The 23,113-nt window shown below is 63.6% G+C and carries 21 protein-coding genes; 11 read left to right on the top strand and 10 right to left on the bottom strand.

Translation table 11 applies throughout. The features are described 5' to 3' along the window. Window positions 1-4: 4 nt before the first annotated feature. The gene (locus AC5O5I_RS19665; RefSeq protein WP_172285878.1) at window positions 5-577 is read right to left on the bottom strand and encodes a peptidoglycan binding protein CsiV; all 573 of its coding nucleotides are present in this window, start codon (window positions 575-577) and stop codon (window positions 5-7) included. A 9-nt stretch (window positions 578-586) separates the two neighbouring features. Continuing rightward, window positions 587-4,036, bottom strand: coding sequence for a transcription-repair coupling factor (gene mfd, locus AC5O5I_RS19660; RefSeq protein WP_494511408.1), 3,450 nt, complete (start codon window positions 4,034-4,036; stop codon window positions 587-589). Window positions 4,037-4,203: 167 nt separating this feature from the next. Between mfd and AC5O5I_RS19655 the strand changes: the two genes are divergently transcribed. The 3 genes from AC5O5I_RS19655 to sthA all read left to right on the top strand — a co-directional run bounded on the left by AC5O5I_RS19655 (window position 4,204) and on the right by sthA (window position 8,461). Beyond that, entirely contained in the window at window positions 4,204-5,667 is a 1,464-nt protein-coding gene (locus tag AC5O5I_RS19655; protein WP_172218532.1) for a glyceraldehyde-3-phosphate dehydrogenase, read from the top strand. A 196-nt stretch (window positions 5,668-5,863) separates the two neighbouring features. Then, the gene (locus AC5O5I_RS19650; RefSeq protein ID WP_494511407.1) at window positions 5,864-6,862 is read left to right on the top strand and encodes an FAD:protein FMN transferase; all 999 of its coding nucleotides are present in this window, start codon (window positions 5,864-5,866) and stop codon (window positions 6,860-6,862) included. A gap of 204 nt (window positions 6,863-7,066) precedes the next feature. Beyond that, a complete protein-coding gene (gene sthA, locus AC5O5I_RS19645) occupies window positions 7,067-8,461 on the top strand; it encodes a Si-specific NAD(P)(+) transhydrogenase (protein ID WP_172218528.1) in 1,395 nt (464 codons plus the stop codon). Between the two features lie 48 nt (window positions 8,462-8,509). On the opposite strand, the gene AC5O5I_RS19640 is transcribed toward sthA, so the two are convergent. Further along, complete coding sequence (locus AC5O5I_RS19640; RefSeq protein WP_172218526.1) at window positions 8,510-9,226, bottom strand: glycerophosphodiester phosphodiesterase; 717 nt, start codon at window positions 9,224-9,226, stop codon at window positions 8,510-8,512. A gap of 31 nt (window positions 9,227-9,257) precedes the next feature. Beyond that, a complete protein-coding gene (locus AC5O5I_RS19635; protein ID WP_172218524.1) occupies window positions 9,258-9,842 on the bottom strand; it encodes a PilZ domain-containing protein in 585 nt (194 codons plus the stop codon). A 93-nt stretch (window positions 9,843-9,935) separates the two neighbouring features. On the opposite strand from AC5O5I_RS19635, the gene AC5O5I_RS19630 reads away from it, so the two are divergent. From AC5O5I_RS19630 to AC5O5I_RS19620, 3 genes are read left to right on the top strand one after another with little or no spacing between them, the layout of a single operon-like run. Further along, a complete protein-coding gene (locus tag AC5O5I_RS19630; protein WP_494511406.1) occupies window positions 9,936-11,186 on the top strand; it encodes a lipoprotein-releasing ABC transporter permease subunit in 1,251 nt (416 codons plus the stop codon). A gap of 7 nt (window positions 11,187-11,193) precedes the next feature. Then, complete coding sequence (gene lolD / locus AC5O5I_RS19625) at window positions 11,194-11,877, top strand: lipoprotein-releasing ABC transporter ATP-binding protein LolD (protein WP_172218520.1); 684 nt, start codon at window positions 11,194-11,196, stop codon at window positions 11,875-11,877. 60 nt (window positions 11,878-11,937) lie between these two features. Next, window positions 11,938-13,179 (top strand): lipoprotein-releasing ABC transporter permease subunit, encoded by a 1,242-nt coding sequence (locus AC5O5I_RS19620; protein WP_172218518.1) that lies wholly within the window; start codon window positions 11,938-11,940, stop codon window positions 13,177-13,179. A 136-nt stretch (window positions 13,180-13,315) separates the two neighbouring features. On the opposite strand, the gene AC5O5I_RS19615 is transcribed toward AC5O5I_RS19620, so the two are convergent. Together AC5O5I_RS19615 and cinR are read right to left on the bottom strand one after the other, a co-directional pair. After that, window positions 13,316-14,665, bottom strand: a complete 1,350-nt coding sequence (locus AC5O5I_RS19615; RefSeq protein WP_494511405.1) for a heavy metal sensor histidine kinase — start codon at window positions 14,663-14,665, stop codon at window positions 13,316-13,318. Then, window positions 14,662-15,342, bottom strand: a complete 681-nt coding sequence (gene cinR, locus AC5O5I_RS19610) for a two-component system response regulator CinR (RefSeq protein ID WP_494511404.1) — start codon at window positions 15,340-15,342, stop codon at window positions 14,662-14,664. Before cinR ends, AC5O5I_RS19615 begins: the two co-directional genes overlap by 4 nt. A 174-nt stretch (window positions 15,343-15,516) precedes the next feature. On the opposite strand from cinR, the gene AC5O5I_RS19605 reads away from it, so the two are divergent. Beyond that, entirely contained in the window at window positions 15,517-16,023 is a 507-nt protein-coding gene (locus AC5O5I_RS19605; protein ID WP_494511403.1) for a cupredoxin domain-containing protein, read from the top strand. A gap of 68 nt (window positions 16,024-16,091) precedes the next feature. Next, on the top strand, window positions 16,092-16,922 hold the full coding sequence (gene queF / locus AC5O5I_RS19600; RefSeq protein WP_494511402.1) for an NADPH-dependent 7-cyano-7-deazaguanine reductase QueF: 831 nt from the start codon (window positions 16,092-16,094) through the stop codon (window positions 16,920-16,922). A gap of 103 nt (window positions 16,923-17,025) precedes the next feature. On the opposite strand, the gene AC5O5I_RS19595 is transcribed toward queF, so the two are convergent. Both AC5O5I_RS19595 and pcrP read right to left on the bottom strand, forming a co-directional pair. After that, window positions 17,026-17,289: a DUF4404 family protein gene (locus AC5O5I_RS19595; RefSeq protein ID WP_172218508.1), complete on the bottom strand. Its 264-nt coding sequence runs from the start codon at window positions 17,287-17,289 to the stop codon at window positions 17,026-17,028. 122 nt (window positions 17,290-17,411) lie between these two features. Further along, window positions 17,412-17,975: an HAD superfamily inactivated hydrolase PcrP gene (gene pcrP, locus AC5O5I_RS19590; protein ID WP_172218506.1), complete on the bottom strand. Its 564-nt coding sequence runs from the start codon at window positions 17,973-17,975 to the stop codon at window positions 17,412-17,414. 201 nt (window positions 17,976-18,176) lie between these two features. Between pcrP and AC5O5I_RS19585 the strand changes: the two genes are divergently transcribed. Then, window positions 18,177-18,884, top strand: coding sequence for an MlaA family lipoprotein (locus AC5O5I_RS19585; RefSeq protein WP_172286066.1), 708 nt, complete (start codon window positions 18,177-18,179; stop codon window positions 18,882-18,884). A gap of 29 nt (window positions 18,885-18,913) precedes the next feature. Here the strand turns inward: AC5O5I_RS19585 and AC5O5I_RS19580 are convergent, their stop codons facing one another. Then, on the bottom strand, window positions 18,914-19,213 hold the full coding sequence (locus tag AC5O5I_RS19580) for a PilZ domain-containing protein (protein WP_494511401.1): 300 nt from the start codon (window positions 19,211-19,213) through the stop codon (window positions 18,914-18,916). Window positions 19,214-19,483: 270 nt separating this feature from the next. Between AC5O5I_RS19580 and rssB the strand changes: the two genes are divergently transcribed. Both rssB and rssC read left to right on the top strand, forming a co-directional pair. Further along, window positions 19,484-20,665 carry a two-component system response regulator RssB gene (gene rssB / locus AC5O5I_RS19575; RefSeq protein ID WP_172218540.1) on the top strand — a complete coding sequence of 394 codons (1,182 nt, stop codon included), beginning with the start codon at window positions 19,484-19,486 and terminating at the stop codon, window positions 20,663-20,665. Then, entirely contained in the window at window positions 20,662-21,144 is a 483-nt protein-coding gene (rssC, locus tag AC5O5I_RS19570) for an anti-sigma factor antagonist RssC (RefSeq protein ID WP_494511400.1), read from the top strand. Before rssB ends, rssC begins: the two co-directional genes overlap by 4 nt. Before the next feature lie 57 nt (window positions 21,145-21,201). On the opposite strand, the gene AC5O5I_RS19565 is transcribed toward rssC, so the two are convergent. After that, window positions 21,202-23,052 (bottom strand): alkaline phosphatase D family protein, encoded by a 1,851-nt coding sequence (locus tag AC5O5I_RS19565; RefSeq protein WP_494511399.1) that lies wholly within the window; start codon window positions 23,050-23,052, stop codon window positions 21,202-21,204. Between the last annotated feature and the right edge of the window lie 61 nt (window positions 23,053-23,113).

Genomic DNA, 23,113 nt, shown 5'->3' with positions numbered 1-23,113 from the left:
GGCTTTACTGCTCCATCATCTCCGGGTCCATCACCGGCATTTTCGGTGTGCCCGGCGCCGTGACCTTCAGCAGCACCGCCAGGTGGCCACCGTCGAGGAAGGTCAGCTGGCCGCCTTTGACGTTACTGTTGCTCTGCTTGAACTGCTCGCTTTGCAGCACGTTGCCGTTGCCGTCCAGCTGGTTGACCCAGAAGTTGGCCTCGACGGCGATGAAGCGGCCCTCGGCGATGCTCAGGTTGCCTTCGATGGGGAAGTGGCCGAACTGCTCGGCGCCTTCACCCAGGGCGATACGGCTGGGTTCGCTGCCCACCTGCTGTTGCCAGGCCTTGTGCATCAGCACGGTGTAGTCGGCGGTGGCTTCCAGGCGGGTGGCTTCATCTTCCAGCGCCAGGCGGCGTTCGGCGTCCTTTTCCAGGCGCGGAGCACCGGCGCTCCAGTCTTCCGGGGCGAACTGGCTGGTGATGGCGGGCACGCTGTTCTGCCGCACCAGGAGCATTTCTACCTGATACAAGCCTTCGGCGAAGGCGGCTGGCGCAAACAGCACCAGCAGCAGGGTCAGGCAACGGATGGCACGCATGAATCTTCCTTAGGCAGGCTGTGGGGTCAGGCGCTCGAACAGCGCCTCCAGGGTATTGAATCGCTCGTCGGGGCGTTCCATCGGGACCAGGAAGCGGAACTGGGTAGCGCCTTCGAACTTGTAGCGTTTGGGCTGGCTCTGGATCAGCTTGATCAGGGTCAGCGGGTCGACCGGCGTTTCGGCCTCGAACTCGAGCTTGCCGCCATTGGGGCCGGCGTCGACTTTCTTGATGCCGAGCTTTTCCGCGTGCAGCTTCAGCGAGGTCAGGCGCATCAGGTTCTTGGTCGGCTCGGGCAGCAGGCCGAAGCGGTCGATCATTTCCACCTGCAGGTCTTTCAGGCCTTCTTCGTCGGCTGCCGAGGCAATGCGCTTGTACAGGATCAGCCGCGCGTGCACGTCGGGCAGGTAGTCCTCGGGGATCAGTGCCGGCAGCCGCAGGTTGACTTCCGGGCCGCCGCCCAGCGGCTGCTCCAGGTTCGGCTGAGTGCCCTTGCGGATCGCCTTGACCGCGCGCTCGAGCATTTCCATGTACAGGGTGAAGCCCACGGCCTGGATCTGCCCGCTCTGGCCTTCGCCCAGCAACTCGCCGGCGCCACGGATTTCCAGGTCGTTGGTGGCCAGCACAAAGCCGGCGCCCAGGTCCTGGGTATTGGCGATCGCCTCCAGGCGCTTTTCTGCATCGCCGGTGACTTTCTGTCGGGTGGGCGTGAGCAGGTAGGCGTAGGCCTGGTGGTGGCTGCGGCCAACCCGGCCGCGCAGCTGGTGCAGCTGGGCCAGGCCGAACTTGTCGGCGCGCTCGATGACGATAGTGTTGGCGCTGGGCACGTCGATGCCGGTTTCGATGATGGTCGAGGCCACCAGCACGTTGAAGCGCTTGTGATAGAAGTCGCTCATCACCTGTTCCAGCTCGCGCTCGCGCATCTGCCCGTGGCCGATGCCGATACGCGCCTCGGGCACCAGCTCGGCGAGGTCGGCGGCGCATTTCTCGATGGTTTTCACATCGTTGTGCAGGTAGTACACCTGGCCGCCGCGCAGTAGTTCACGCAGCAGCGCCTCTTTGACCGTGCTCTTGTTCTGCTCCATGACGAAGGTGCGCACCGACAGCCGGCGCGCCGGCGGCGTGGCGATGATCGACAGGTCGCGCATGCCGGCCACGGCCATGTTCAATGTGCGCGGGATCGGCGTGGCGGTCAGGGTGAGGATGTCGACCTCGCTGCGCAGGGCCTTGAGCTGCTCTTTCTGGCGCACGCCAAAACGGTGTTCTTCGTCGATGATGGCCAAGCCCAGGTCCTTGAAGCGCACATCGTCCTGCAGCAGCTTGTGGGTGCCGATGAGGATGTCGATCTTGCCTTCGGCCAGGTCGGCGGCAGCGGCGGCGACTTCCTTGGCCGACTTGAAGCGGCTCATCACTTCCACGGTCACCGGCCAGTCGGCGAAGCGGTCGCGGAAGCTGTTGTAGTGCTGCTGGGCGAGCAAGGTGGTGGGCACCAGTACGGCGACCTGGCGGCCGCTGTGCACGGCGATGAACGCAGCACGCATGGCCACTTCGGTCTTGCCGAAGCCCACGTCGCCGCACACCAGGCGGTCCATCGGCTTGGGCGCCAGCATGTCGGCGCGCACGGCTTCGATGGCAGCCTGCTGGTCCGGGGTTTCCTCGAACGGGAAGCCGGCGCTGAAGGTGGCGTAGTCGGCGGACGGGTCGGCAAACGCATAGCCCTTGCGCGCGGCGCGGCGGGCATAGATGTCGAGCAGCTCGGCGGCCACGTCGCGCACCTGTTCGGCGGCTTTGCGCTTGGCCTTCTGCCAGGCTTCCGAGCCCAGCCGGTGCAACGGTGCCAGGGCGTCGTCGCTGCCGGTGTAGCGGGCGATCAGGTGCAGGTTGGCCACCGGCACGTACAGCTTGGCGTTCTCGGCGTATTCCAGCGTCAGGAACTCGGCAGCCTGGCCGTCGATTTCCAGCGTTGCCAGGCCCAGGTAGCGGCCCACGCCATGGTCGATATGCACTACCGGTGCGCCTTCCCGCAGTTCGGTCAGGTTCTTGATGACCGCATCGTTGGCGGTTTCGCCGCGCTTGTCGCGGCGCCGACGCTGCATCACCCGCTGGCCGAACAGGGGGCTCTCGGCCACCAGGGCGATGGCCGGGTCATCCAGCACCAGGCCGTCGTCCAGCGGGGCGATGGTGATCGCCAGGCGCTCGCTGCCGGTGATGAAGTCGGTCCAGCCTTCGACCGTGTGCGGCCGCAACTTCAGCCGCTCCAGCAGTTCCAGCAGCACTTCACGGCGGCCCGCCGACTCGGCAGTGAACAGCACGCGGCCGGGGAACTGGTCGAGGAAATGGGCCAGTTCGGCCAGCGGCTGATTGGCCTTGGCCTCGATCGCCAGGTTGGGCAGGGCGCGCGCGGGGAAGCGTTCGCGGCCCGTGCCAGGGTCGAGGTCTTCGCTGCTGACCACCACCCGTGGCCATTGCTTGAGCCGGGCGAAGCAGTCTTCCACGGGCAGGAACAGCTCGGCTGGCGGCAGCAGTGGCCGGCTCAGGTCGCCGCGGCGGTCTTCATAACGCCCGCGCACGTCGTTCCAGAAGTGTTCGGCGGCCTGCTCGACGCCGGGCAGCGAGAACACCTGGGTGTCGGCCGGCAGGTAGTCGAACAGGGTCGAGGTTTCTTCGAAGAACAGCGGCAGGTAGTACTCGATGCCGGCGGGGATGATGCCGCTGGCCAGGTCCTGGAAGATCGCGCTGCGGCGGAAGTCGACGTCGAAGCGTTCGCGAAAGCGCGCCTTGAAGCGGGTCACTTCCTCTTTCTGCATCGGGAACTCGCGTGCCGGCAGCAGGCGGATCGAGTCGACCTTGTCGATCGAGCGCTGGGTCTCGGGGTCGAAGGTGCGCAGCGTCTCGATTTCGTCATCGAACAGGTCGATGCGGTAGGGCAGCTTGCTGCCCATCGGGAACAGGTCGATCAGCGCGCCGCGCACGGCGAATTCACCATGCTCATAGACAGTATCGACGCAACGATAGCCACTGGCCTCCAGGCGCGTGCGCATCTGCTCCACGTCGATGGTCTGGCCCACGTCCAGCACCAGGCTGCTGCCCAGCAGGAACCGGGTGGGCGCCAGGCGGTGCAGGGCGGTGGTGACCGGCACTACCAGGATGCCGTGGGTCAGCTCCGGCAGGCGGTACAGGCTGGCGATGCGCTGGGAAATGATGTCCTGGTGCGGCGAGAACAGGTCGTAGGGCAGGGTTTCCCAATCGGGAAACGGCAGCACCGGCAGGTCTGGCGCGAAGAAGCGCAGCTCCTGTTCCAGGCGGTCGGCGGCCTGGCTGTCGGCGGTCAGCAGCAAGGTGAAGCGGCCAGCACTGCTGGCGGCCTCGGCAATGGCCAGGCTGAGGGCGGCACCGGGCAGGTTGCCCCAGGTTTGTTTGCCGGCCGTGGCCGACAGTTTCGGTAGGCGCAGAACTGACACGGGAGATTGCACTCCAAGCGTTGCGGCAAAGACACCGATTGTACCGGTGACGGTGCCGGCTGTCAGGCTCGAAAGGGCATGAACGCTGGCTTGCGTGACCGCGACAGGCGCTCATTGCCGGTTCCGCGTTGGGGCGTCATAATGTAGCCCCTTTTTTCTGTCCCTACATGTGGAAGGTTCCCGTGACTCAGAAGCCCGACCAGTGTCTTGGTGAGTGGATCGATCGTGAAGCCCTGGCTGAAGCGATGATCCCGCTTATCGGTCAGCTCTACCGCAACAACAATGTGGTGAGCTCGATTTATGGCCGCAGCCTGATCAACCGTTCGGTTATCTCGATCCTCAAGGCGCATCGCTTTGCGCGTCACCGTCAAACCGATGAAACCGAACTGTCCGTCCACGAGACATTCCCCCTGCTCAAGGCCATGAGCGAGCTGAAACTGGGCGCCGCTTCGGTCGACCTGGGCAAGCTGGCCAACAAGTTCAAGCAGGAAGGCAATGGCCGCACTGCCGAGCAGTTCGTCCGTGAAGAGCTGGCCGAAGTGGTTGGCCAGCAGAACGCCTCGGCGCGCAAAGGCACCGACGTCGTGCTGTACGGCTTTGGCCGTATCGGCCGCCTGCTGGCGCGCATCCTGATCGAGAAGACCGGTGGTGGCGACGGCCTGCGCCTGCGCGCCATCGTCGTGCGCAAAGGCGCCGAAAACGACCTGGTCAAGCGTGCCAGCCTGCTGCGTCGTGACTCGGTGCACGGCCCGTTCGATGGCACCATCACCATCGACGAAGCCAACAACACCATCACCGCCAACGGTAACCTGATCCAGGTTATCTACGCCAAGAACCCGAGCGAAGTCGACTACACCCAGTACGGCATCGACAACGCGCTGATCGTCGACAACACCGGCGTATGGCGTGATGCCGACGGCCTGGGCCAGCACCTGGCCTGCCCGGGCGCTGCCCGCGTGATCCTCACCGCACCTGGCAAGGGCGCGCTGAAGAACATCGTGCACGGCATCAACCACGGCGATATCGCTGCCGATGACAAGATCATCTCGGCCGCCTCCTGCACCACCAACGCCATTGTGCCGGTGCTCAAGGCTGTCAACGACAAGTACGGCATCGTCAACGGCCACGTCGAAACCGTTCACTCGTTCACCAACGACCAGAACCTGATCGACAACTTCCACAAGGGCAGCCGCCGTGGTCGTGCCGCGCCGCTGAACATGGTAATCACCGAAACCGGCGCCGCCACCGCTGCTGCCAAGGCACTGCCAGTGCTGAAAGGCAAGCTGACCGGCAACGCCATTCGCGTGCCGACGCCGAACGTGTCGATGGCCATCCTGAACCTGAACCTGGAAAAGGCCACCAACCGCGAGGAAATCAACGAGTACCTGCGCCAGACCGCCATGCACTCGGAACTGCACAAGCAGATCGACTACGTGGCCTCGCAGGAAGTGGTTTCGACCGACTTCGTCGGTTCGCGCCACGCCGGTGTGGTGGACGCCGAGGCGACCATCGCCAACGATAACCGCGTTGTCCTGTACGTGTGGTACGACAACGAATTCGGTTACAGCTGCCAGGTGGTTCGCGTGATGGAAGACATGGCCGGTGTGAACCCGCCAGCGTTTCCACGCTGATACGCTTGTAAGGCAATGAAAAAACGGGAACCTTCGGGTTCCCGTTTTTTTTATCCAGATTTTGTGTTGCCTGGGCTGGCCTCTTCGCGGGTGAACCCGCTCCTACAGGGATCGCACCGCGCCTGAGGGAATTATAATCCTGTGGGAGCGGGTTCACCCGCGAAAGGGCCAGTACTGGCAACCGAGAAACCAGAATTTGCGCACAGCCCTTCTGTTGATCCTGCTCCTGCTCACCGCCTGCAACCAAGGCCCCACCCTGGAGCGCCTGGGCGGCCCGACCATGGGCAGCAGCTACAGCATCCAGTATGTCCGCGAACCCGGCGGCCCGGCGCCGGCTCAAGTGCAGGCGGCTGTAGAAACCATCCTTCACGACATCGATCAGCACTATTCGACCTATCGCGGCGACTCCACCGTCAGCCGCTTCAACCAGCTGCCCGCCGACCAGTGCCTGGTGCTGCCGGCCGACATGCTCGCGCTGGTCACTCTGGGCCAGTACCTGGCAGAACAGAGTGAAGGCGCCTTCGACCTCACCGTCGAGCCGCTGCTCGACCTGTGGGGCTTCGGCCCGCAGGCCCGCCACGAGCAGGTGCCCGACCCGCACGCCTTGGCCCAGGCCCGCCAGCGCGTGGGCTACCAGCATCTGCACATCAAAGGCCAGGCCCTGTGCAAGGACGCCCCGGTACAGCTCGATCTCAACAGTATCGCGGCCGGGCATGCCGTCGACCTGATTGCCGCACGCCTGCGCGGCATGGGCATAACCAGCTTTGTCGCCGAGGCCACTGGCGAACTCAAGGCGGTCGGCCGCAAGCCCGATGGCAGTCAGTGGCGCATTGCCCTGGAGCTACCCCGTGAAGACCGCCAGATCGCCCGGCAGATCATCCCGGTCAACGGCCTTTCAGTGTCCACTTCGGGTGACTATCGGCACTATTTCGAGCAGAATGGCCGGCGCTATTCGCACACCTTCGACGCCCGCCTCGGGCGCCCGGTCGAACATGACCTGGCCGCTGTCACAGTGCTCGACAGCTCGGCGCTGCTGGCCGACGGCTACTCGACACTGCTGCTGATCCTGGGCCCGCAGCGCGGCTGGGATTTCGCCCTGGCGCATGGCTTGGCCGCGGTATTGGTGACTCGGGCCGAGGGTGGCTTCGTCTCCCGAGCTACGCCCGCGTTCGAACGGGCGGTGAAAGGCGAGTGAAAGCGCAAGCAGGGATGATTGCCGCCAGGGAATGGGTGAACCATATGTAGTGCGGGCTAAATTGGCCTACGACGCGACCAAGGGTTAATGTGCGCGGCGTTCACGCTTTATTAGACTGCACACGAATTTTCTCATGACGCCCCGGCGGCATGATCGCGCCCCGCAAGCGACCGTGGCTTGCGGGCCAGTTCTGAAGGAGTACGCATGGCTGTCTACAACTACGACGTAGTGGTGCTGGGTTCCGGCCCGGCCGGAGAAGGTGCGGCAATGAACGCCGCCAAAGCAGGGCGCAAGGTGGCGATGGTCGACAGCCGTCGTCAGGTCGGGGGCAACTGCACCCACCTGGGCACCATCCCGTCCAAGGCACTGCGTCACTCGGTGCGGCAGATCATGCAGTTCAACACCAACCCGATGTTCCGTGCCATCGGTGAGCCGCGCTGGTTCTCTTTCCCGGACGTGCTGAAAAGCGCCGAGCGGGTGATTTCCAAACAGGTGGCCTCGCGCACCGGCTACTACGCCCGCAACCGCGTCGACCTGTTCTTCGGCACCGGCAGCTTCGCCGACGAGCAAACCGTCGAGGTGGTGTGCCCGAACGGTGTGGTCGAAAAACTCAACGCCAAGCACATCATCATTGCCACAGGCTCGCGCCCGTACCGCCCGGCCGACATCGATTTCCATCACCCGCGCGTCTACGACAGCGACACCATCCTCAGCCTCAGCCACACCCCGCGCAAGCTGATCGTGTACGGCGCAGGCGTGATCGGTTGCGAATATGCCTCGATCTTCAGCGGCCTGGGTGTGCTGGTGGAGCTGGTCGACAACCGTGGCCAGCTGTTGAGCTTCCTGGACTCGGAAATCTCCCAGGCACTCAGCTACCACTTCAGCAACAACAACATCACCGTGCGCCACAACGAAGAGTACGAGCGTGTCGAAGGCCTGGACAACGGGGTGATCCTGCACCTGAAGTCGGGCAAGAAGATCAAGGCCGACGCCTTGCTGTGGTGCAACGGCCGTACCGGCAACACCGACAAGCTGGGCCTGGAAAACATCGGTATCAAGGTCAACAGCCGCGGCCAGATCGAGGTCGACGAGGCCTACCGCACCTCGGTGCCGAACATCTACGGCGCCGGCGATGTGATTGGCTGGCCGAGCCTGGCCAGTGCTGCCCACGACCAGGGCCGCTCGGCTGCTGGCAGCATCGTCGACAATGGCAGCTGGCGCTTCGTCAATGACGTGCCGACCGGCATCTACACCATTCCGGAGATCAGCTCGATCGGCAAGAACGAGCAGGAGCTGACCCAGGCCAAGGTGCCGTACGAAGTGGGCAAGGCCTTCTTCAAGAGCATGGCGCGTGCGCAGATTGCCGGCGAGCCGCAGGGCATGCTGAAGATCCTGTTCCACCGCGAGACCCTGGAAGTGCTGGGTGTGCACTGCTTCGGCTACCAGGCTTCGGAAATCGTCCATATCGGCCAGGCCGTGATGAACCAGCCGGGCGAGCAGAACAATCTGAAGTACTTCGTCAACACCACGTTCAACTACCCGACCATGGCCGAAGCCTATCGGGTAGCGGCGTACGATGGCCTGAACCGGCTTTTTTGAGCGGCTCCGACCGGTGGCCTGAGCCGGTCGGAGAGACCGATTTCAACCCTACCCGAGGGTGGTCTTGGCCAAACCGGGAAAGTCTGTAATCAGGCTGTCCACGCCAAAGTCAGCGAGCCGGCGCATCAATGCCGGTTCGTTGACCGTCCACACCGACACGTGCAAACCCTGGCCCTGCGCTTTGAGCAGGCGCTCGGGGGTGCACAGCGTCCAGTTCAATGCCAGCATCTCGCAGCCGTAGTTCTGCGCCACCTTCAATGGGTCGAGCCAGGCGTATTCGGCCACCAGCCCGCGTTTCACGTCGGGTACCAGCTCCAGCGCCGCACCCAGCACTTCGCGTGAGCTGGAGGTGATGGTGACCTTGTCCAGCAGGCCATATTGCTGGGCCAGTTCGCGGATCGCCAGCACGGTGGTGGCGGCACGGGTGCGCGAGGCGCTTTTCACTTCCAGCTGCCAGTGCTCGAACGGGCATTTTTCGAACAGTTCTTCCAGTTTCGGGATCGGGCAGGGCTGTACGTGGCCCGGGCCGCCTTTGCGCGCGTCGATCTTTACCAGGTCGGCGGCCGGGTGCTCGATCACTTTGCCGCGCCGGCCGGTAGTGCGTTTCAGGGTGGGGTCGTGGATGACCATCAGCTCGTTGTCGGCCGACAGGTGCAGGTCCAGTTCGCAGCGGCTGACGCCGTGGGACAGGCACTGGCGGAAGCTGGTCAGGGTGTTCTCGGGCGCTTCGCCCTTGGCGCCGCGATGGCCGTAGATCAGGGTCACGTTCGTTCCTTCAAATCAGGGAAAAATGGGCTCAGGAGGCGGGATCGTTCTGGTCCAGCTGCTGACGCCGTTGTTGTTGCTGACGCTGCAGTATGTAGCGGGCCAGCAGTTGACGCTGGGCGTCGGTCATGTCGATGAATTCGGTGCCCACTTCGAAGCCGCCGTCCGGGCGGGGGTCGCAATGGGTGATCTTGCCGCGCAGCAGCAGGCCATGGGCGCGCGGCATCAGCACCATTTTCACTTTGACCCGGGTGCCGGGAGCAATCTGCGTAGCTTGGGCGCACTCGATGCCACCTTCGGAGATGACCACAGGCAGGGGCTGGCCCACTTCGCCAAGCAAGGTATGGGCAACCACCGCGCTCAGCAGGTCGAGGCGCTTGTTCTGCGCACGCAGGAAGGCGGCGAGGGTGCGGTCCTTGTCGCTCAGCTGGCGCAGCAGGTGTTGCGACTCGAAGTCGGACAGGTGCAGCTCGCTGAGCAGGTTGAACAGCGGGGAATCATCTTGCAACACATCTGGGTCAAGGGCTTCGGCCGCGCTGAGGGGGCTGATTTGAAGTGCGATCCGATCTTCGATGCGGTAGTATTCGCGGCGATCTTCTTCGTCTAATGTCGTCATGGCGAACCCAAGGTAGCGGCGGTGGTCCGAGTGTAAAGCCGCCGTAGGCGCCTCGCCACAAGGACGTTCCCTTTCATCCGAACAAGCCCCGACATGTTCAGACCTCTTTTCGCATTTATCGGCACCCGTTATACCCGTGCCAAACGTCGCAATCACTTCGTCTCGTTCATTTCCCTGACCTCGATGATCGGCCTCGCCCTGGGCGTGGTGGTGATGATCGTGGTGCTGTCAGTGATGAACGGTTTCGACCACGAGATGCGCACCCGTGTGCTTGGCATGATTCCCCATGCCACGCTGGAGAGCGGCCAGCCCATTGCCGACTGGCCTGCCCTTGCCCAACAAGTAAAGCAGAATCCGCAGGTGCTGGCGGTAGCGCCGTTCACCCAGATGCAGGGCCTGCTGACCCATGATGGCAAGGTGCAGAAGGTGCTGCTCAACGGCATCGACCCGGCCCGCGAGCGCGAGGTGTCGATCATCGACAACTTCATCCTGCAGGGCCGTCTCGACCAGCTGGCGCCAGGCGAGTGGGGCATCATGATCGGCGACAAGGCAGCGGCCAAGCTGGGTGTCGCCGTGGGTGACAAGCTCACCTTCGTCGCCCCGGAGGTCAGCGTGACCCCGGCCGGCATGTTCCCGCGCATGAAACGCTTCACCGTGGTCGGCACATTCCACGTGGGCGCGGGCGAGATCGACGGCTATCTGGGCCTGACCAACATCAGCGACCTGTCCCGCCTGCACCGCTGGAAACCCGACCAGGTGCAGGGCCTGCGCCTGAAGTTCGACGATCTGTTCCAGGCGCCGCGGGTGGCCTGGAGCATCGCACAGCAGCTGGGCGAGCAGGAGTACTACAGCCGCGACTGGACCCGTACCCACGGCAACCTGTACCAGGCGATCCGCATGGAAAAGGCCATGATCGGCCTGCTGTTGCTGCTGATCGTGGCAGTGGCGGCGTTCAACATCATTTCCACCCTGGTGATGGTGGTGAACGACAAGCGCGGTGATATTGCCATCCTGCGTACGCTGGGCGCCACGCCTGGGCAGATCATGCTCATCTTCATGGTCCAGGGCACGGTGATCGGCGTGATCGGCACCTTGATCGGCGCCGTGGTCGGCATTCTGGCTGCGCTGAACGTCAGTGCCGCAATCGCCGGCATCGAGAAACTGATCGGGCACAAGTTCCTCAACGCCGACGTCTATTTCATCGATTACCTGCCGTCGCAGATCCAGGCCCAGGATGTGTACATGGTCTGCGCTGCGGCGTTGGTCCTGAGTTTCTTCGCCACCCTGTACCCGGCCTGGCGTGCGGCGCGCACCCAGCCTGCAGAGGCGCTACGTTATGAGTGAGTCGCGCATGAGTGATAAAGCCGTCCTGAGCTGCCGCAACCTGGGCAAGTCCTACGACGAGGGCCCGGAGTCGGTAAAGGTATTGTCCGGGCTCAACCTCGAGCTGCACGCCGGTGAGCGCATTGCCATCGTCGGCAGCTCCGGCTCGGGCAAGAGTACCCTGCTCAACCTGCTGGGCGGCCTCGACCGGCCGAGCCAGGGCAGTGTGTGGCTGGCTGGCGAAGAGCTGTCGGCGCTGGGCGAGCGCGCCCGTGGCCTGCTGCGCAACCGCGAGCTGGGCTTTGTCTACCAGTTCCACCACCTGTTGCCGGAATTCACCGCCATCGAGAACGTGTGCATGCCGCTGCTGATCGGCCGCACACCCATCCCCGAGGCCCGTGAACGTGCCGAGGCGCTGCTCAAGCGCGTGGGCCTGGGCCACCGCCTCAACCACAAACCGGCCGAGTTGTCCGGCGGTGAGCGCCAGCGTGTGGCGATTGCCCGGGCGCTGGTCAACCGGCCCGGCCTGGTAATGCTCGACGAGCCGACCGGCAACCTCGACCACCATACCGCCCAAGGCATTCAGGAGCTGATGCAGGAGCTGTCCAGTGCCTCGCGCACGGCGTTCCTGGTGGTCACCCACGACCTTGTCCTGGCGCGCAAGATGGACCGTGTGCTGAAGCTCGACGACGGCCACCTGGTCGCCATCTGATCGACTGCACGGGGCAGCAGTTGCCGCCCCGTTTTCCTGTTTTCATTGGGTGTTTCGTACATGTTCAGACCCTTGCCCATCTTCATCGGCGCGCGCTACACCCGAGCCAAGCGCCGCAACCACTTCATCTCGTTCATCTCGATGACCTCGATGATCGGCCTGTCGCTGGGCGTGCTGGCGATGATCGTGGTGCTGTCGGTAATGAACGGCTTCCAGCGTGAAATGAGCTCGCGCATTCTCGGCCTGGTGCCGCATGCCGCCATCCTTGGCGCGCAGCCGCTGGACGACTGGCGCAAAGTGGCCGAGCAGGCCATGCGCAACCCGGCGGTGATGGCGGCAGCGCCGATTACCGAAATGGAAGGCATGCTGTCTTACAAAGGTGCGATGCAGCCGATTCAGGTGAGCGGTATCGACCCGGACGAGGAGGGCAAGGTCTCGATCGTCGGCCAGCACATTGTCCAGGGTCGCCTGCAGGCCCTGCAGCCGGGTGAGTTCGGCGTGGTCATCGGCGAGCTGACGGCACGGCGCTTCCGCCTCAACACCGGCGACAAGCTGACCCTTATCGTGCCCGAAATCAGCAAGGAGCCGGGCGGCATTACCCCGCGCATGCAGCGCCTGACCGTGGTCGGCATTTTCAAGGTGGGGGCCGAGCTGGATGGCTCGCAAGCCTACATCCACATGGCCGATGCCGGTGAGATGCAGCGCTGGGCGCCGGGCCAGGTGCAGGGCGTGCGCCTGAAGCTGCACGACCTTTACGCCGCGCCGCAGGTGTCCAAAGCGATTGTCGCCGGGTTGGGTGACGCCTACCGCGCTGACGACTGGTCGCACACCCAGGGCAGCCTGTTCAGCGCGATGAAAATGGAAAAGACCATGATCGGCCTGCTGCTGATGATGATCATCGCGGTGGCGGCGTTCAACATCATCGCCACCCTGGTGATGGTGGTGAACGACAAGGGGCCGGACATTGCCATTCTGCGTACCCTGGGCGCCACACCGGCGCAGATCATGGGCACGTTCATGGTCCAGGGCAGCCTGATCGGTGTTGTCGGCACGCTGATTGGCGGGGTGCTGGGGGTGATTGCGGCGTTCAACGTCAGCCAGATCGTCGGTTGGCTGGAGCGGGTGAGCGGGCAGCACATCTTCACTTCGGATGTGTACTTCATCAGCAGCCTGCCGTCGCAGTTGCAGTGGGGCGATGTGGCAATTATCTGCAGTGCTGGCCTGGTGATGAGTTTCCTGGCGACCATTTACCCGGCCTACCGGGCGTCGCAGGTGCAGCCGGCGATTGGCCTGGCGGTTTGAATATCACTTGAGGGCCTGATCGCCGGCGAGCCAGCTCCCACAGGATGGCATCAGCGCCAAGGCCCGCGCTGTACCTGTGGGAGCTGGCTTGCCGTGGCGACGAACCGCGGCGATGGGCTGCAGAGCAGCCCCCGTTTCACTGACTATCAGGGAACCCGATCACAAACCGCGTCCAGCCACCCTCACACTCCGCCCGAATGCTCCCGCCATGCGCCTGCACGATCGACCGGGTGATCGCCAGCCCCAGCCCCGCATGCTCGCTGCTACCTTCCCGTCGCGCAGGGTCGACCCGGTAGAAGCGGTCGAACAATCGCGGTAACGCCGCCGCTTCAATGGACCCCCCGGTATTGGCCACGCTGATCTTCGGCCCCGCCTCCAGCGTCACCCGTATCTGCCCACCGGCCGGTGTGAACCGCAAGGCATTGTCGAGCAGATTGGACAGCGCACGGCGCAGCATATGCCGGTCGCCCTGCAGCAGGGCCTCACCCTCGCGCAGCATCTGCACATCGCTGTCCTCGGCCAGCGGCGCGTAATATTCAAGCAGTGCATCCACCTCTTCATGCAATGCCAGTGGCGCTTGACCAGGCACCAGCAGGCCATGGTCGGCCTTGGCCAGGAACAGCATGTCGTTGATCATCTGTGCCATCCACTGCAGCTCTTCGAGGTTGCCATGCAGTGCCTCGCGGTATTCCTCGAGGCTGCGCGGGCGGGTGAGGGTGACCTGGGTGTGGGTCAGCAGGTTGGACAGCGGCGTGCGCAGTTCGTGGGCGATGTCGGCCGAGAATGCCGAAAGCCGCTGGAAGGCGTCGTCCAGACGCTGCAGCATGGCATTCATGCTGGTCGCCAGCTCGGCAAGCTCTTCGGGCATCTGCGCCACCGGCAGGCGGGTAGTGAGCGAGCGGGCCGACACGCTGGCAGCCACCTGGCCCATCTGCCGCAAAGGGCGCAGCCCGCTGCGCACGGCCCAGGCCCCGAGCAGCGCCGTGGCCAGCGCCGACAGGCCGACGGTCAGCCAGATCAGGCGCTGCATGCCTTGCAGGAAGTGCTGATGGTGGGTGATATCGAGGTACAGGGTCAGCTGCGGTGACTGCGGGCTATCCTGTGCCAGGCGTACGGCCAGGCTGCGGTAGTCGGTACCAGGGGTGTGCAAGGTGGCAAGCCCGGCGGCTGGCGCCGGCGGCAGACCGCTGCGGCTTTCGAACCAGGTGGCGCCGTCGCTGCCACTGATGCGCAGCGCCAGGTCGGCCTGGTGGCTGAGCTCATTGCGCAGGGCAGGCAAGCGGGCCTGCAGCTCGGTGACGGCGGCAAGGCCGGCCAATTGAGTGCGAAACAGCGACAGACGCGAGTCCAGCAGTTGCTGGTCCAGTTCGACGAAGTGCTGCTCGCTGGCCCGGTTGAACAACAGACCGGCGCCCAGCGAGACGGCGGCGGTGCAGGCGGCGAACAGCAGCGCCAGGCGGCTGCCGAGGGACACCCGGCGTATCATTCGGTGCGCTCTTCGAGCACGTAGCCCATGCCGCGCACGGTGTGGATCAGCTTGTCGGGGTGTGGGTCGTCGATCTTCAGGCGCAGGCGGCGGATGGCAACCTCGATCACATTGGTGTCGCTGTCGAAGTTCATGTCCCACACCTGCGAAGCGATCAACGATTTCGGCAGCACCTCGCCCTGGCGGCGGAGCAGCAATTCGAGCAGGGCGAATTCCTTGGCGGTCAGGTCGATGCGCTTCCCGGCACGCTCTGCGCGGCGCCGGATCAGGTCCAGGCGCAGGTCGGCCAGGCCCAGGAGGGTGTCCTGGCTGGGGCTGGCGCCGCGGCGCAGCAGGCTGCGTACCCGCGCCAGCAATTCGGAGAAGGCGAACGGCTTGACCAGGTAATCGTCGGCGCCCAGCTCCAGGCCATGCACCCGATCCTGGACGGCGTCGCGGGCAGTTAGGAACAACACGGGTGTGTCCAGGCCGGCCTGGCGCACGGCCTGGAGGATCTGCCAGCCGTCACGGCCGGGCAGCATCACGTCGAGAATCAGCAGGTCGTGGTCGCCGCTCAGGGCCAGGAACTGACCGGTTTCGCCATCGGCGGCCAGTTCGGTGGCAAAGCCAGCTTCGCTCAGGCCCTGGCTCAGGTACTGCCCGGTGCGGGCCTGGTCTTCGACGATCAGCAGTTTCATGCGCTGTCCACTATCCGAGGGTTTGCTGCCACAGGGGGCGATTTGATGCTTGAAATGATACGTGACTATCCCGCGCCTCGCCCAAGCTGACAAAGTTGTAATCTGCCTGTCAGGTAGCTGCCAGTCGCCCGTGACTAAGGTGGCCTCATCCCGTTGTCTATTCCCGGAGTCATCATGAAACGCCTGTTCATCGCCGCCACCCTGGCCCTGGCCAGCCTGCCGACTGTTGCCAGCGAGGCGCAAACCTTCGCCTTTGGCGAACCGGCCCCGGCGGCCAAGGCCACCCGCACTGTCGAAGTGCTGCTCAAGGACATTGCCTTCGAGCCCGGCAACTTGCAGGTAAAAGCCGGGGAAACGGTGCGTTTCGTGCTGATCAACGAGGGCAAGCTGCCCCACGAATTCAACCTGGGCGACAAGGCCATGCACGCCGAGCACCAGAAGGAAATGATTGCCATGCAAGGCAAGCTGTTCACTGCCGGCATGAACCACGACGGCATGGATCACGGCCAGATGAACCACGGCGGTGGCCATGCCCACGCGGGCGGCAACACCGTGCTGGTGATGCCTGGCCAGCGCGCCGAGCTGACCTGGACCTTCCGCAAGTCAGCGCCCATCGAGTTTGCCTGCAACGTGCCGGGGCATTACCAGGCCGGCATGGTCGGGGCCATGACCATCGAGTGACTTGCCCTGCAAGGCAGCGGGCAAAACCGGTAGACTAAGGGCAATTTCGAACCTTCAGGTCAGTTTCCATGCATCCCGCTGCCGAACACTCCCCGCTGGGCAAATCCAGCGAATACATTGCCACCTACTCCCCGGACCAACTGTTCCCTATACCGCGTGCTGCCAAGTGGGCCGAACTGGGCGTCAGTGCCCAGACCTTGCCCTGGCAGGGTGTGGATTACTGGAACTGCTTCGAACTGAGCTGGCTGCTGCCGTCGGGCAAGCCGGTGGTAGCGATCGGCGAGTTCGCCATCCCGGCCGACTCGCCGAACATCATCGAGTCCAAGTCGTTCAAGCTGTACCTCAATTCGCTGAACCAGACGGTGTTCGCCTCGCTGGGCGAGTTGCAGGCCTGCCTGGAGAAAGACCTGTCTGCCGCCGCTGGCAAGCCGGTGGGTGTGAAGGTGCGCACGTTGGCCGAGGTCGAGGCCCAGGGGGTCGAGGCATTGCCGGGGCTGAGCATCGATGAACTGGACGTTGCCATCAGCAACTACGAACAGCCGCAGCCTGAGTTGCTGCGCTGCGACCCGGAGCGGGTGGTGGAAGAGGTGTTACACAGCCATCTGTTGAAATCCAACTGCCCGGTTACCGGCCAGCCGGACTGGGGGAGCGTGGTGGTCGAGTACAAGGGCAGGGCGCTGGACCACGCCAGCCTGCTGACCTACCTGATCAGCTTCCGTCAGCATGCCGATTTCCATGAGCAGTGCGTGGAGCGGATCTACCTGGACTTGAAGAACCTGCTGCAGCCGGAGCACCTGACCGTGTACGCGCGTTATGTGCGCCGTGGCGGGCTGGATATCAACCCGTATCGCAGCACAGGGGCGATCAGCCCGCAGAACAAACGCCTGGTTCGGCAGTAACGTTCAGTAGACCCTGTGGGAGCGGGTTCACCCGCGAATTCGTCGGTGGCACCACCGCGGCATTCGCGGGTGAACCCGCTCCCATAGAGTAAGTTGGGCTGCTTTAAATGCCCATGCTGTGCAGCGAGTTGGCAATGCTGCGCAGGGTGGCGGTGAGGTCGGGGTGATCGGCTTCGAAGCGTTCCACCGCCAGGTTCACCCCGTCTACCAGGTTGTTGTCCGGGGTGGCTTTTTCAAGTTTCAGTTGCGCTTCGATCTGGCGCGCTTCTTCGTGCAGCGCGGCCAGCTCTTCTTCCGAAAGCGGTACGTTGCGGTCCAGTTGCTCGCGCAAGCTGTTCAGGCGCTCTTGCAATTCGCGGGCAGGCATTGGCTGTTCTCCATCAATGGCTTGGCTAGCCATGGACCTCAGCGAAGCGGCAAAGGTTCTGGCTTGTCTTCAGCGTAATCCACCTGCCGCTGCTTTGCATGATCCGCGTCAACAGTGCTGTATCAGGGTTTTTCACCCTTGCGCCGGCGCAGGGCGATGTCCTGCAGGCAGGTGTCCAGGGCTTCCAGGTGGTCGATCACCGAGTGCACGCCCAGGCCGAACAGCTGTAGCGTCGCCTTGCCGCGGGCCAGGTCTTGTTCCTGTGTGGTCATGGTTCGCCATTGCTGCGAGCTGCGGTCACAGAATGGGCTGCAGGCGGCCAGGCCCACTGTCCACAATCCTGCGTTAAGGCCCGACTGCAGCAGCTGCGGGTCGCCGCTGACCAGTACGCAGCCGTCGAGGCGTTCGCTGTCCAGGCTCATAAGGGCCTGCCAGCAGGCGTTCGGCGCGGGCCAGCGCACGCCGTTGACCGAGTGCCCAGGCAGCCAGTCGGGCAGTACGTGGGCCAGCCGCTTGCTCTGGCTGGTAGTGAGGTCATCCAGCCAGATGCACGGTACCTGGCGCTGACGCAGGCCGGCGAGGGCGGCCAGGGCGCCGGGGGCAGGCGAGGGGTTGCCATTGGCGGCCTGCACCAGGCAGCCGCGCAAGCCGAACAGCACAGCGGTGAAGGCGGGTGCAGCGTCCATGGCAACGTCCCCCAAATAGTCCGCAGGCTATTCGGTGATTGTTACCGCTCTGTGACAGCGGGCCGGGTGCAACAGTTGTTCACAAAATATTGAGCAAAGTTGTGTAAAGCTGTTTATCAGCCCGCAAGCCTCTATACTGCGGCCTTACCAGCAGCGCGACCCGTTGCGCTTGCGGCCTAGAAATTCGATGGAGAAACACCTATGCGTAGGATCGGTGCCAGTGTGATCGAACGAGTCACCCAGGCCTGTGTCTGCGCCAGCATGCTGCTGGCGCCCGTGGCAGCCACCCAGGCAGCCACCGAGGAAGATCCCTGGGAAGCGGTCAACCGCCCGATCTTCCGCTTCAACGACACCGTCGACACGTATGCCCTCAAGCCATTGGCCAAGGGCTACCAGGCGGTTACCCCGCAGTTCCTCGAAGATGGCATCCACAACATCTTCCGCAACCTCGGTGACGTCACCAACCTGGCCAACAACGTGCTGCAGCTCAAACCCCATGCGGCGGGCGTTGACACTGCGCGGCTGATCGTCAACACCACGTTCGGCCTGGGCGGCTTCTTCGATGTGGGCACCAAGATGGGCCTGCAGCGTAATGACGAAGACTTTGGACAGACCTTGGGCTACTGGGGTGTGCCAAGCGGCCCGTACGTGGTCATCCCGCTGCTGGGCCCAAGTACGGTGCGTGACGGCGTGGCGAAGTACCCGGACAGCTACACCAGACCTTACCGCTACATCGACCATGTGCCGACCCGCAACTCGATCTTTGCACTGGACGTGATCGACACCCGCGCCAGCCTGTTGTCGGCCGAGAAGCTGATTCAGGGTGACAAGTACATCTTCATTCGCAATGCCTACCTGCAGAACCGCGAGTTCAAGGTCAAGGATGGCGAGGTCGAAGACGACTTCTGATCATGCGCCTGGGGGCTGCGGCCCCAGGCTTAATGCATCGCCAGGATGCGCAAGCCGAATTTCTGCTGCCCGCCCGGCTGGTCGGCAATCCACACCACCTCGGTGCTGGCATGCAGCCCCTTGAGTGCCGGGTGGTCGGAATCGATCCGCACCTCTACCTGATCCCCTATCTGAAAACGCAGCGGCGCCTGCACCTGCATGCCACCGCTGGACAGGTCCAGGCACACCGCTGCGATCACCTGGCCTTCGTGCAACAGGCTGACCTCGGTGTCGATGCGCATGCGGATGAAATCGCGTTTCTCGCTATAGCGGGAGGGCGTGTTGGGCATGCTGCATCCTTCTCATCGGGTTGCGCTGGTCGACTTTCTTATAACTCCCGGTGATTTGCCCTGTAAAGAGCGGCGAGGTCGACCCTTGCATGCTTGAAACGCCTGGCGGATGGGAGTACCGTCTGCGCCTTACAAGGTCGCTCTCACAGTTGCCGGGCAGGTGTTCTTGTCCTACAACTCAAGTAGAGTGTGACCCTAGAGAATTCCCGTAGCTGGCCGTCTGCCTTGCCGACACCGCTGCACCAACCCAAATCGGCGCCGTTCGCCCACATGCAGAAAACCAGTGCAACGCTGCTGATCATCGATGACGACGACGTGGTCCGTGCGAGCCTCGCCGCGTATCTTGAAGACAGTGGCTTCAGCGTCCTCCAGGCCGGTAACGGCCAGCAGGGCCTTCAGGTCTTCGACGAACACCAGCCTGACCTCGTGATCTGCGATCTGCGCATGCCGCAGATGGGCGGCCTCGAACTGATACGCCAGGTCAGCGAGCGTGCGCCGCAGTTGCCGGTGATCGTGGTGTCTGGTGCCGGCGTCATGAGTGATGCGGTGGAAGCGTTGCGCCTGGGCGCCGCCGATTACCTGATCAAGCCGCTGGAAGACCTGGCCGTGCTCGAGCATTCGGTACGCCGCGCCCTCGACCGTTCGCGCCTGGTGCTGGAAAACCAGCGCTACCGCGACAAGCTCGAAACTGCCAACCGTGAACTGGAAGCCAGCCTGCACCTGTTGCAGGAGGACCAGACTGCCGGTCGCCAGGTGCAGATCAACATGCTGCCCGAAAGCCCCTGGATGGCAGGTGATTTCGCCTTCGAGCACCAGATCATCCCGTCGTTGTATCTATCCGGTGATTTTGTCGATTACTTCCGCGTGGACGAGCGGCGCATTGCTTTCTATCTCGCCGATGTTTCCGGGCATGGCGCGTCGTCGGCCTTTGTCACCGTGCTGTTGAAATTCATGACCACGCGCCTCATGTTTGATCTCAAGCGCAGCAAGATGCGCGAGTTCAAGCCGTCGGAAGTGCTCAGCCACATCAACCGCGGCCTGATCAACAGCAAGCTGGGCAAGCATGTCACCATGGTCGGCGGGGTGATCGACGAAGAGTCTGGTCTATTGACCTACGCCGTTGGCGGCCACCTGCCGTTGCCGGTGCTGCACACCCCCGAGCACACCCGCTACCTTGAAGGCCGCGGCCTGCCGGTAGGGTTGTTCGATGAGGCCACCTACCAGGACCTGGTGGTGGAGCTGCCGCCGCAGTTCAGCCTCAGCCTGATGTCCGATGGCATTCTGGACCTTTTGCCGGGTGCCACGCTCAAAGATAAAGAAGCCGCCTTGCCGGAAATCGTCAGGGCAGCAGGTGGCAGCCTGGATGGGCTGCGTCAACGATTCGGATTGGCTACGCTTGGGGAGATGCCGGATGATATCGCCCTATTGGTGTTGAGCAGGAACCTTCAATGAGTACCGGTAGAATCCAGTTCGCCGAACAGTGTGGTACCTTCGTACTGAAGTTTGTCGGTGAAGTGCGCCTGACCCTGTGTTCGGCGCTGGATGCGACGATCGAGAAGATATTCACTGCGCTGAACTTCTCGGCGATTGTCATCGACCTGACCGAAACCGAGAGTATCGATAGCACTACTCTGGGCCTGCTGGCCAAGCTGTCGATCCTGTCGCGGCAGAAGGTGGGGCTGCTGCCTACGGTTGTCACCACCAACCCGGACATTTCCCGGTTGCTGCAGTCGATGGGCTTCGACCAGGTGTTCAATATCGTTGATCGCCCGATACCGTGCCCGGAATGCCTGACCGATCTGCCGTCTCAGGACCAGAACGAAGATGTTGTGCGGTCCAAGGTGCTCGAAGCGCACAAGATTCTCATGGGCCTGAACGATTCCAACCGTGAAGCCTTCCATGACCTGGTCAATGCGCTGGAACGGAGCTGATCGCTAGCCTGTGCTTGCATTGTTGCGGGCACAGGCAATCTGATTTTCCGCGCCTGGCTAGTCCCGAGCAACAAACTCGGTCGCCTCACGTCCCCCCGCGTCCAGCTGGTAAACCCGTGCCGGTCGCCCCTGTTCGTCGAAGAACACCTGCCCCAACCCCGCACCATTCCACAACCGCTCCCCGGCCTTGCTGTGGCTGGGCGTACGCGGCAGCACCTGCATTTCGCGCCGCTTGGTAAACCAGTTCAGCGGCGAGCGCGGTGAATAGAGCCAGCGGTTGAGCCGATCCAGTACATCCAGCAGCCGGCGCGGGAATTCGTTCTTGATCCCGCTACTGGTCACCTGCCACAAGTGCGGGCTGCGCTGGCGATGACGGATCAGCACCTCGTAGACGAACGAATAGTGCACATCCCCGGACAACACCACGTAGTGCCCTGGCGTACGAGAGTGGCGGAAGATATTGAGGATTACCTGCGCCGCTCCCCGGTGCGCCATCCAGTTTTCGGCATCCACCAGCAGCGGGTAGCCCAGCCAGCTGAACGCTTTCTGCACCGTTTCGATGAGTTTTACCCCAAAAATCGGTGCGGGCGACACGATGATCGCCGACGGATGGTCCAGCAGCGCTTGCTGCAGCTCGCTCAGCGCCTCCCAGTCCAACAGCCCGGACGGCTTGGCCAGGCTGCTTTCGCTGCGCCAGCGGCGGGTGCGGGTGTCCAGCACCAGCAGCGGCGGCTCAGTGGGCAGGCTGAACTGCCAGCCCTGAAAACGGAGCAGCTCGCCGATCAGTGCGTCCTGAGACTGGCTGTTCAGCGTCTGGCACTGTTCGACCAGTGGCTTGCAGCCGTCGGGGTCATTGCCCCAGGCCTGACAAAGCAGGTAGCCGAGCAGGGCATTGCCGATGATCCGCCGCGAGAACGGGTGGCCGTAGGCGGTTTCCTCCCACTGTGCCGAGAGGTTCCAGTCGTCGGTGATGTCATGGTCGTCGAAGATCATCAGGCTGGGCAGGTGAGCCATCACCCGTGCCACCTGGTCGAGGTTGTCGGCAAAGCCCTGGATCAGCGGCAGTTCCCGCTGATATCGGGCCTGGCGCTGGTCGTTGAGGCCGATGGGCATCTGCAGGTCCACCAGCTGCCAAGGCACAGGCGACCACACCAGCAGGTACATGGCCATCACTTCGGCGAAGGTCACCAGGTGGTTGTCGGCGTTGCTGGACGAGAAGATCGGCTTGCGCTTGCCACCAAAAAAGCGCTCGCGCAGGTTGTCGTTGACGGCCTGCGCCGGCAGCAGGTCGGCGCGGTGATAGTAGCTGGCGGGGTGCTGGTACAGCGCCTGGCTGTCGGGCACCACTGCCCCCTCCAGTGCTTCGTCGAACAGGCCCAGGCGCCCGATCAGGCTGTGGATGGCGCGCAGCATGGGGCCGGCGACATCGTCGGCGTATACCTGGTCGCCGGTCATCAGCAGCACGGCCGGGCGGTCTTCGGGTTTTGCACAAGTCTGCAGCAGGCGGTCGGCGCACAGCAGGCCGTCGGTGGCGGGGTGGTGCGGCTTGCGGCAAGAGCCGTGCAGCAGTTGGTCAAGTCGCTCGCGCAGCACCAGGCTGGGGCGCTGAGTGCCGGGGTAGAGCAGGTGCGGCGCCCAGCTGGCGATGCCTTGGCCGTAGAGCAACAGGTCATAGTCGAGCAGCTGGTTGCAGGGCAGCGGCTGCGCGAAGTGGATATCCAGCAGGTGGATGAAGGCGTGCCGGCCGACCGGGACGATCTGGCAATCGACCCGGGCCTCGCCTGCCGAGCAGGTGAATGCCGGTTGCAGCGGCTGGCTGGCGACCAGCCAGATGGCCAGGCGTTGGGGTTCCAGGCGGCGCAAGACCGGGCCGGCGAGTACAAGGGGGAGTGGGGCAGAGGGAGTCATCGAAAGCTCGGGTGGCTTATCGGGCCTCTTCGCGGGTAGATACGCCCTGCAGGGGCTTTCT

The organism is Pseudomonas sp. 9_2_1 (genome assembly GCF_059295275.1).
This window is presented reverse-complemented; position numbering and strand designations above follow the sequence as displayed.

What these genes read in the sequence shown, in the direction of transcription:
- AC5O5I_RS19580 (WP_494511401.1), bottom strand. Translation starts at nt 19,213, where the DNA reads ATGCCCAACACGCCCTCCCGCTATAGCGAGAAACGCGATTTCATCCGC.
- AC5O5I_RS19595 (WP_172218508.1), bottom strand. Translation starts at nt 17,289, where the DNA reads ATGCCTGCCCGCGAATTGCAAGAGCGCCTGAACAGCTTGCGCGAGCAA.
- pcrP (WP_172218506.1), bottom strand. Translation starts at nt 17,975, where the DNA reads ATGGACGCTGCACCCGCCTTCACCGCTGTGCTGTTCGGCTTGCGCGGC.
- AC5O5I_RS19630 (WP_494511406.1), top strand. Translation starts at nt 9,936, where the DNA reads ATGTTCAGACCTCTTTTCGCATTTATCGGCACCCGTTATACCCGTGCC.
- sthA (WP_172218528.1), top strand. Translation starts at nt 7,067, where the DNA reads ATGGCTGTCTACAACTACGACGTAGTGGTGCTGGGTTCCGGCCCGGCC.
- AC5O5I_RS19605 (WP_494511403.1), top strand. Translation starts at nt 15,517, where the DNA reads ATGAAACGCCTGTTCATCGCCGCCACCCTGGCCCTGGCCAGCCTGCCG.
- AC5O5I_RS19585 (WP_172286066.1), top strand. Translation starts at nt 18,177, where the DNA reads ATGCGTAGGATCGGTGCCAGTGTGATCGAACGAGTCACCCAGGCCTGT.
- AC5O5I_RS19635 (WP_172218524.1), bottom strand. Translation starts at nt 9,842, where the DNA reads ATGACGACATTAGACGAAGAAGATCGCCGCGAATACTACCGCATCGAA.
- AC5O5I_RS19665 (WP_172285878.1), bottom strand. Translation starts at nt 577, where the DNA reads ATGCGTGCCATCCGTTGCCTGACCCTGCTGCTGGTGCTGTTTGCGCCA.
- rssB (WP_172218540.1), top strand. Translation starts at nt 19,484, where the DNA reads ATGCAGAAAACCAGTGCAACGCTGCTGATCATCGATGACGACGACGTG.
- AC5O5I_RS19615 (WP_494511405.1), bottom strand. Translation starts at nt 14,665, where the DNA reads ATGATACGCCGGGTGTCCCTCGGCAGCCGCCTGGCGCTGCTGTTCGCC.
- queF (WP_494511402.1), top strand. Translation starts at nt 16,092, where the DNA reads ATGCATCCCGCTGCCGAACACTCCCCGCTGGGCAAATCCAGCGAATAC.
- cinR (WP_494511404.1), bottom strand. Translation starts at nt 15,342, where the DNA reads ATGAAACTGCTGATCGTCGAAGACCAGGCCCGCACCGGGCAGTACCTG.
- AC5O5I_RS19620 (WP_172218518.1), top strand. Translation starts at nt 11,938, where the DNA reads ATGTTCAGACCCTTGCCCATCTTCATCGGCGCGCGCTACACCCGAGCC.
- rssC (WP_494511400.1), top strand. Translation starts at nt 20,662, where the DNA reads ATGAGTACCGGTAGAATCCAGTTCGCCGAACAGTGTGGTACCTTCGTA.
- AC5O5I_RS19565 (WP_494511399.1), bottom strand. Translation starts at nt 23,052, where the DNA reads ATGACTCCCTCTGCCCCACTCCCCCTTGTACTCGCCGGCCCGGTCTTG.
- lolD (WP_172218520.1), top strand. Translation starts at nt 11,194, where the DNA reads ATGAGTGATAAAGCCGTCCTGAGCTGCCGCAACCTGGGCAAGTCCTAC.
- AC5O5I_RS19655 (WP_172218532.1), top strand. Translation starts at nt 4,204, where the DNA reads ATGTGGAAGGTTCCCGTGACTCAGAAGCCCGACCAGTGTCTTGGTGAG.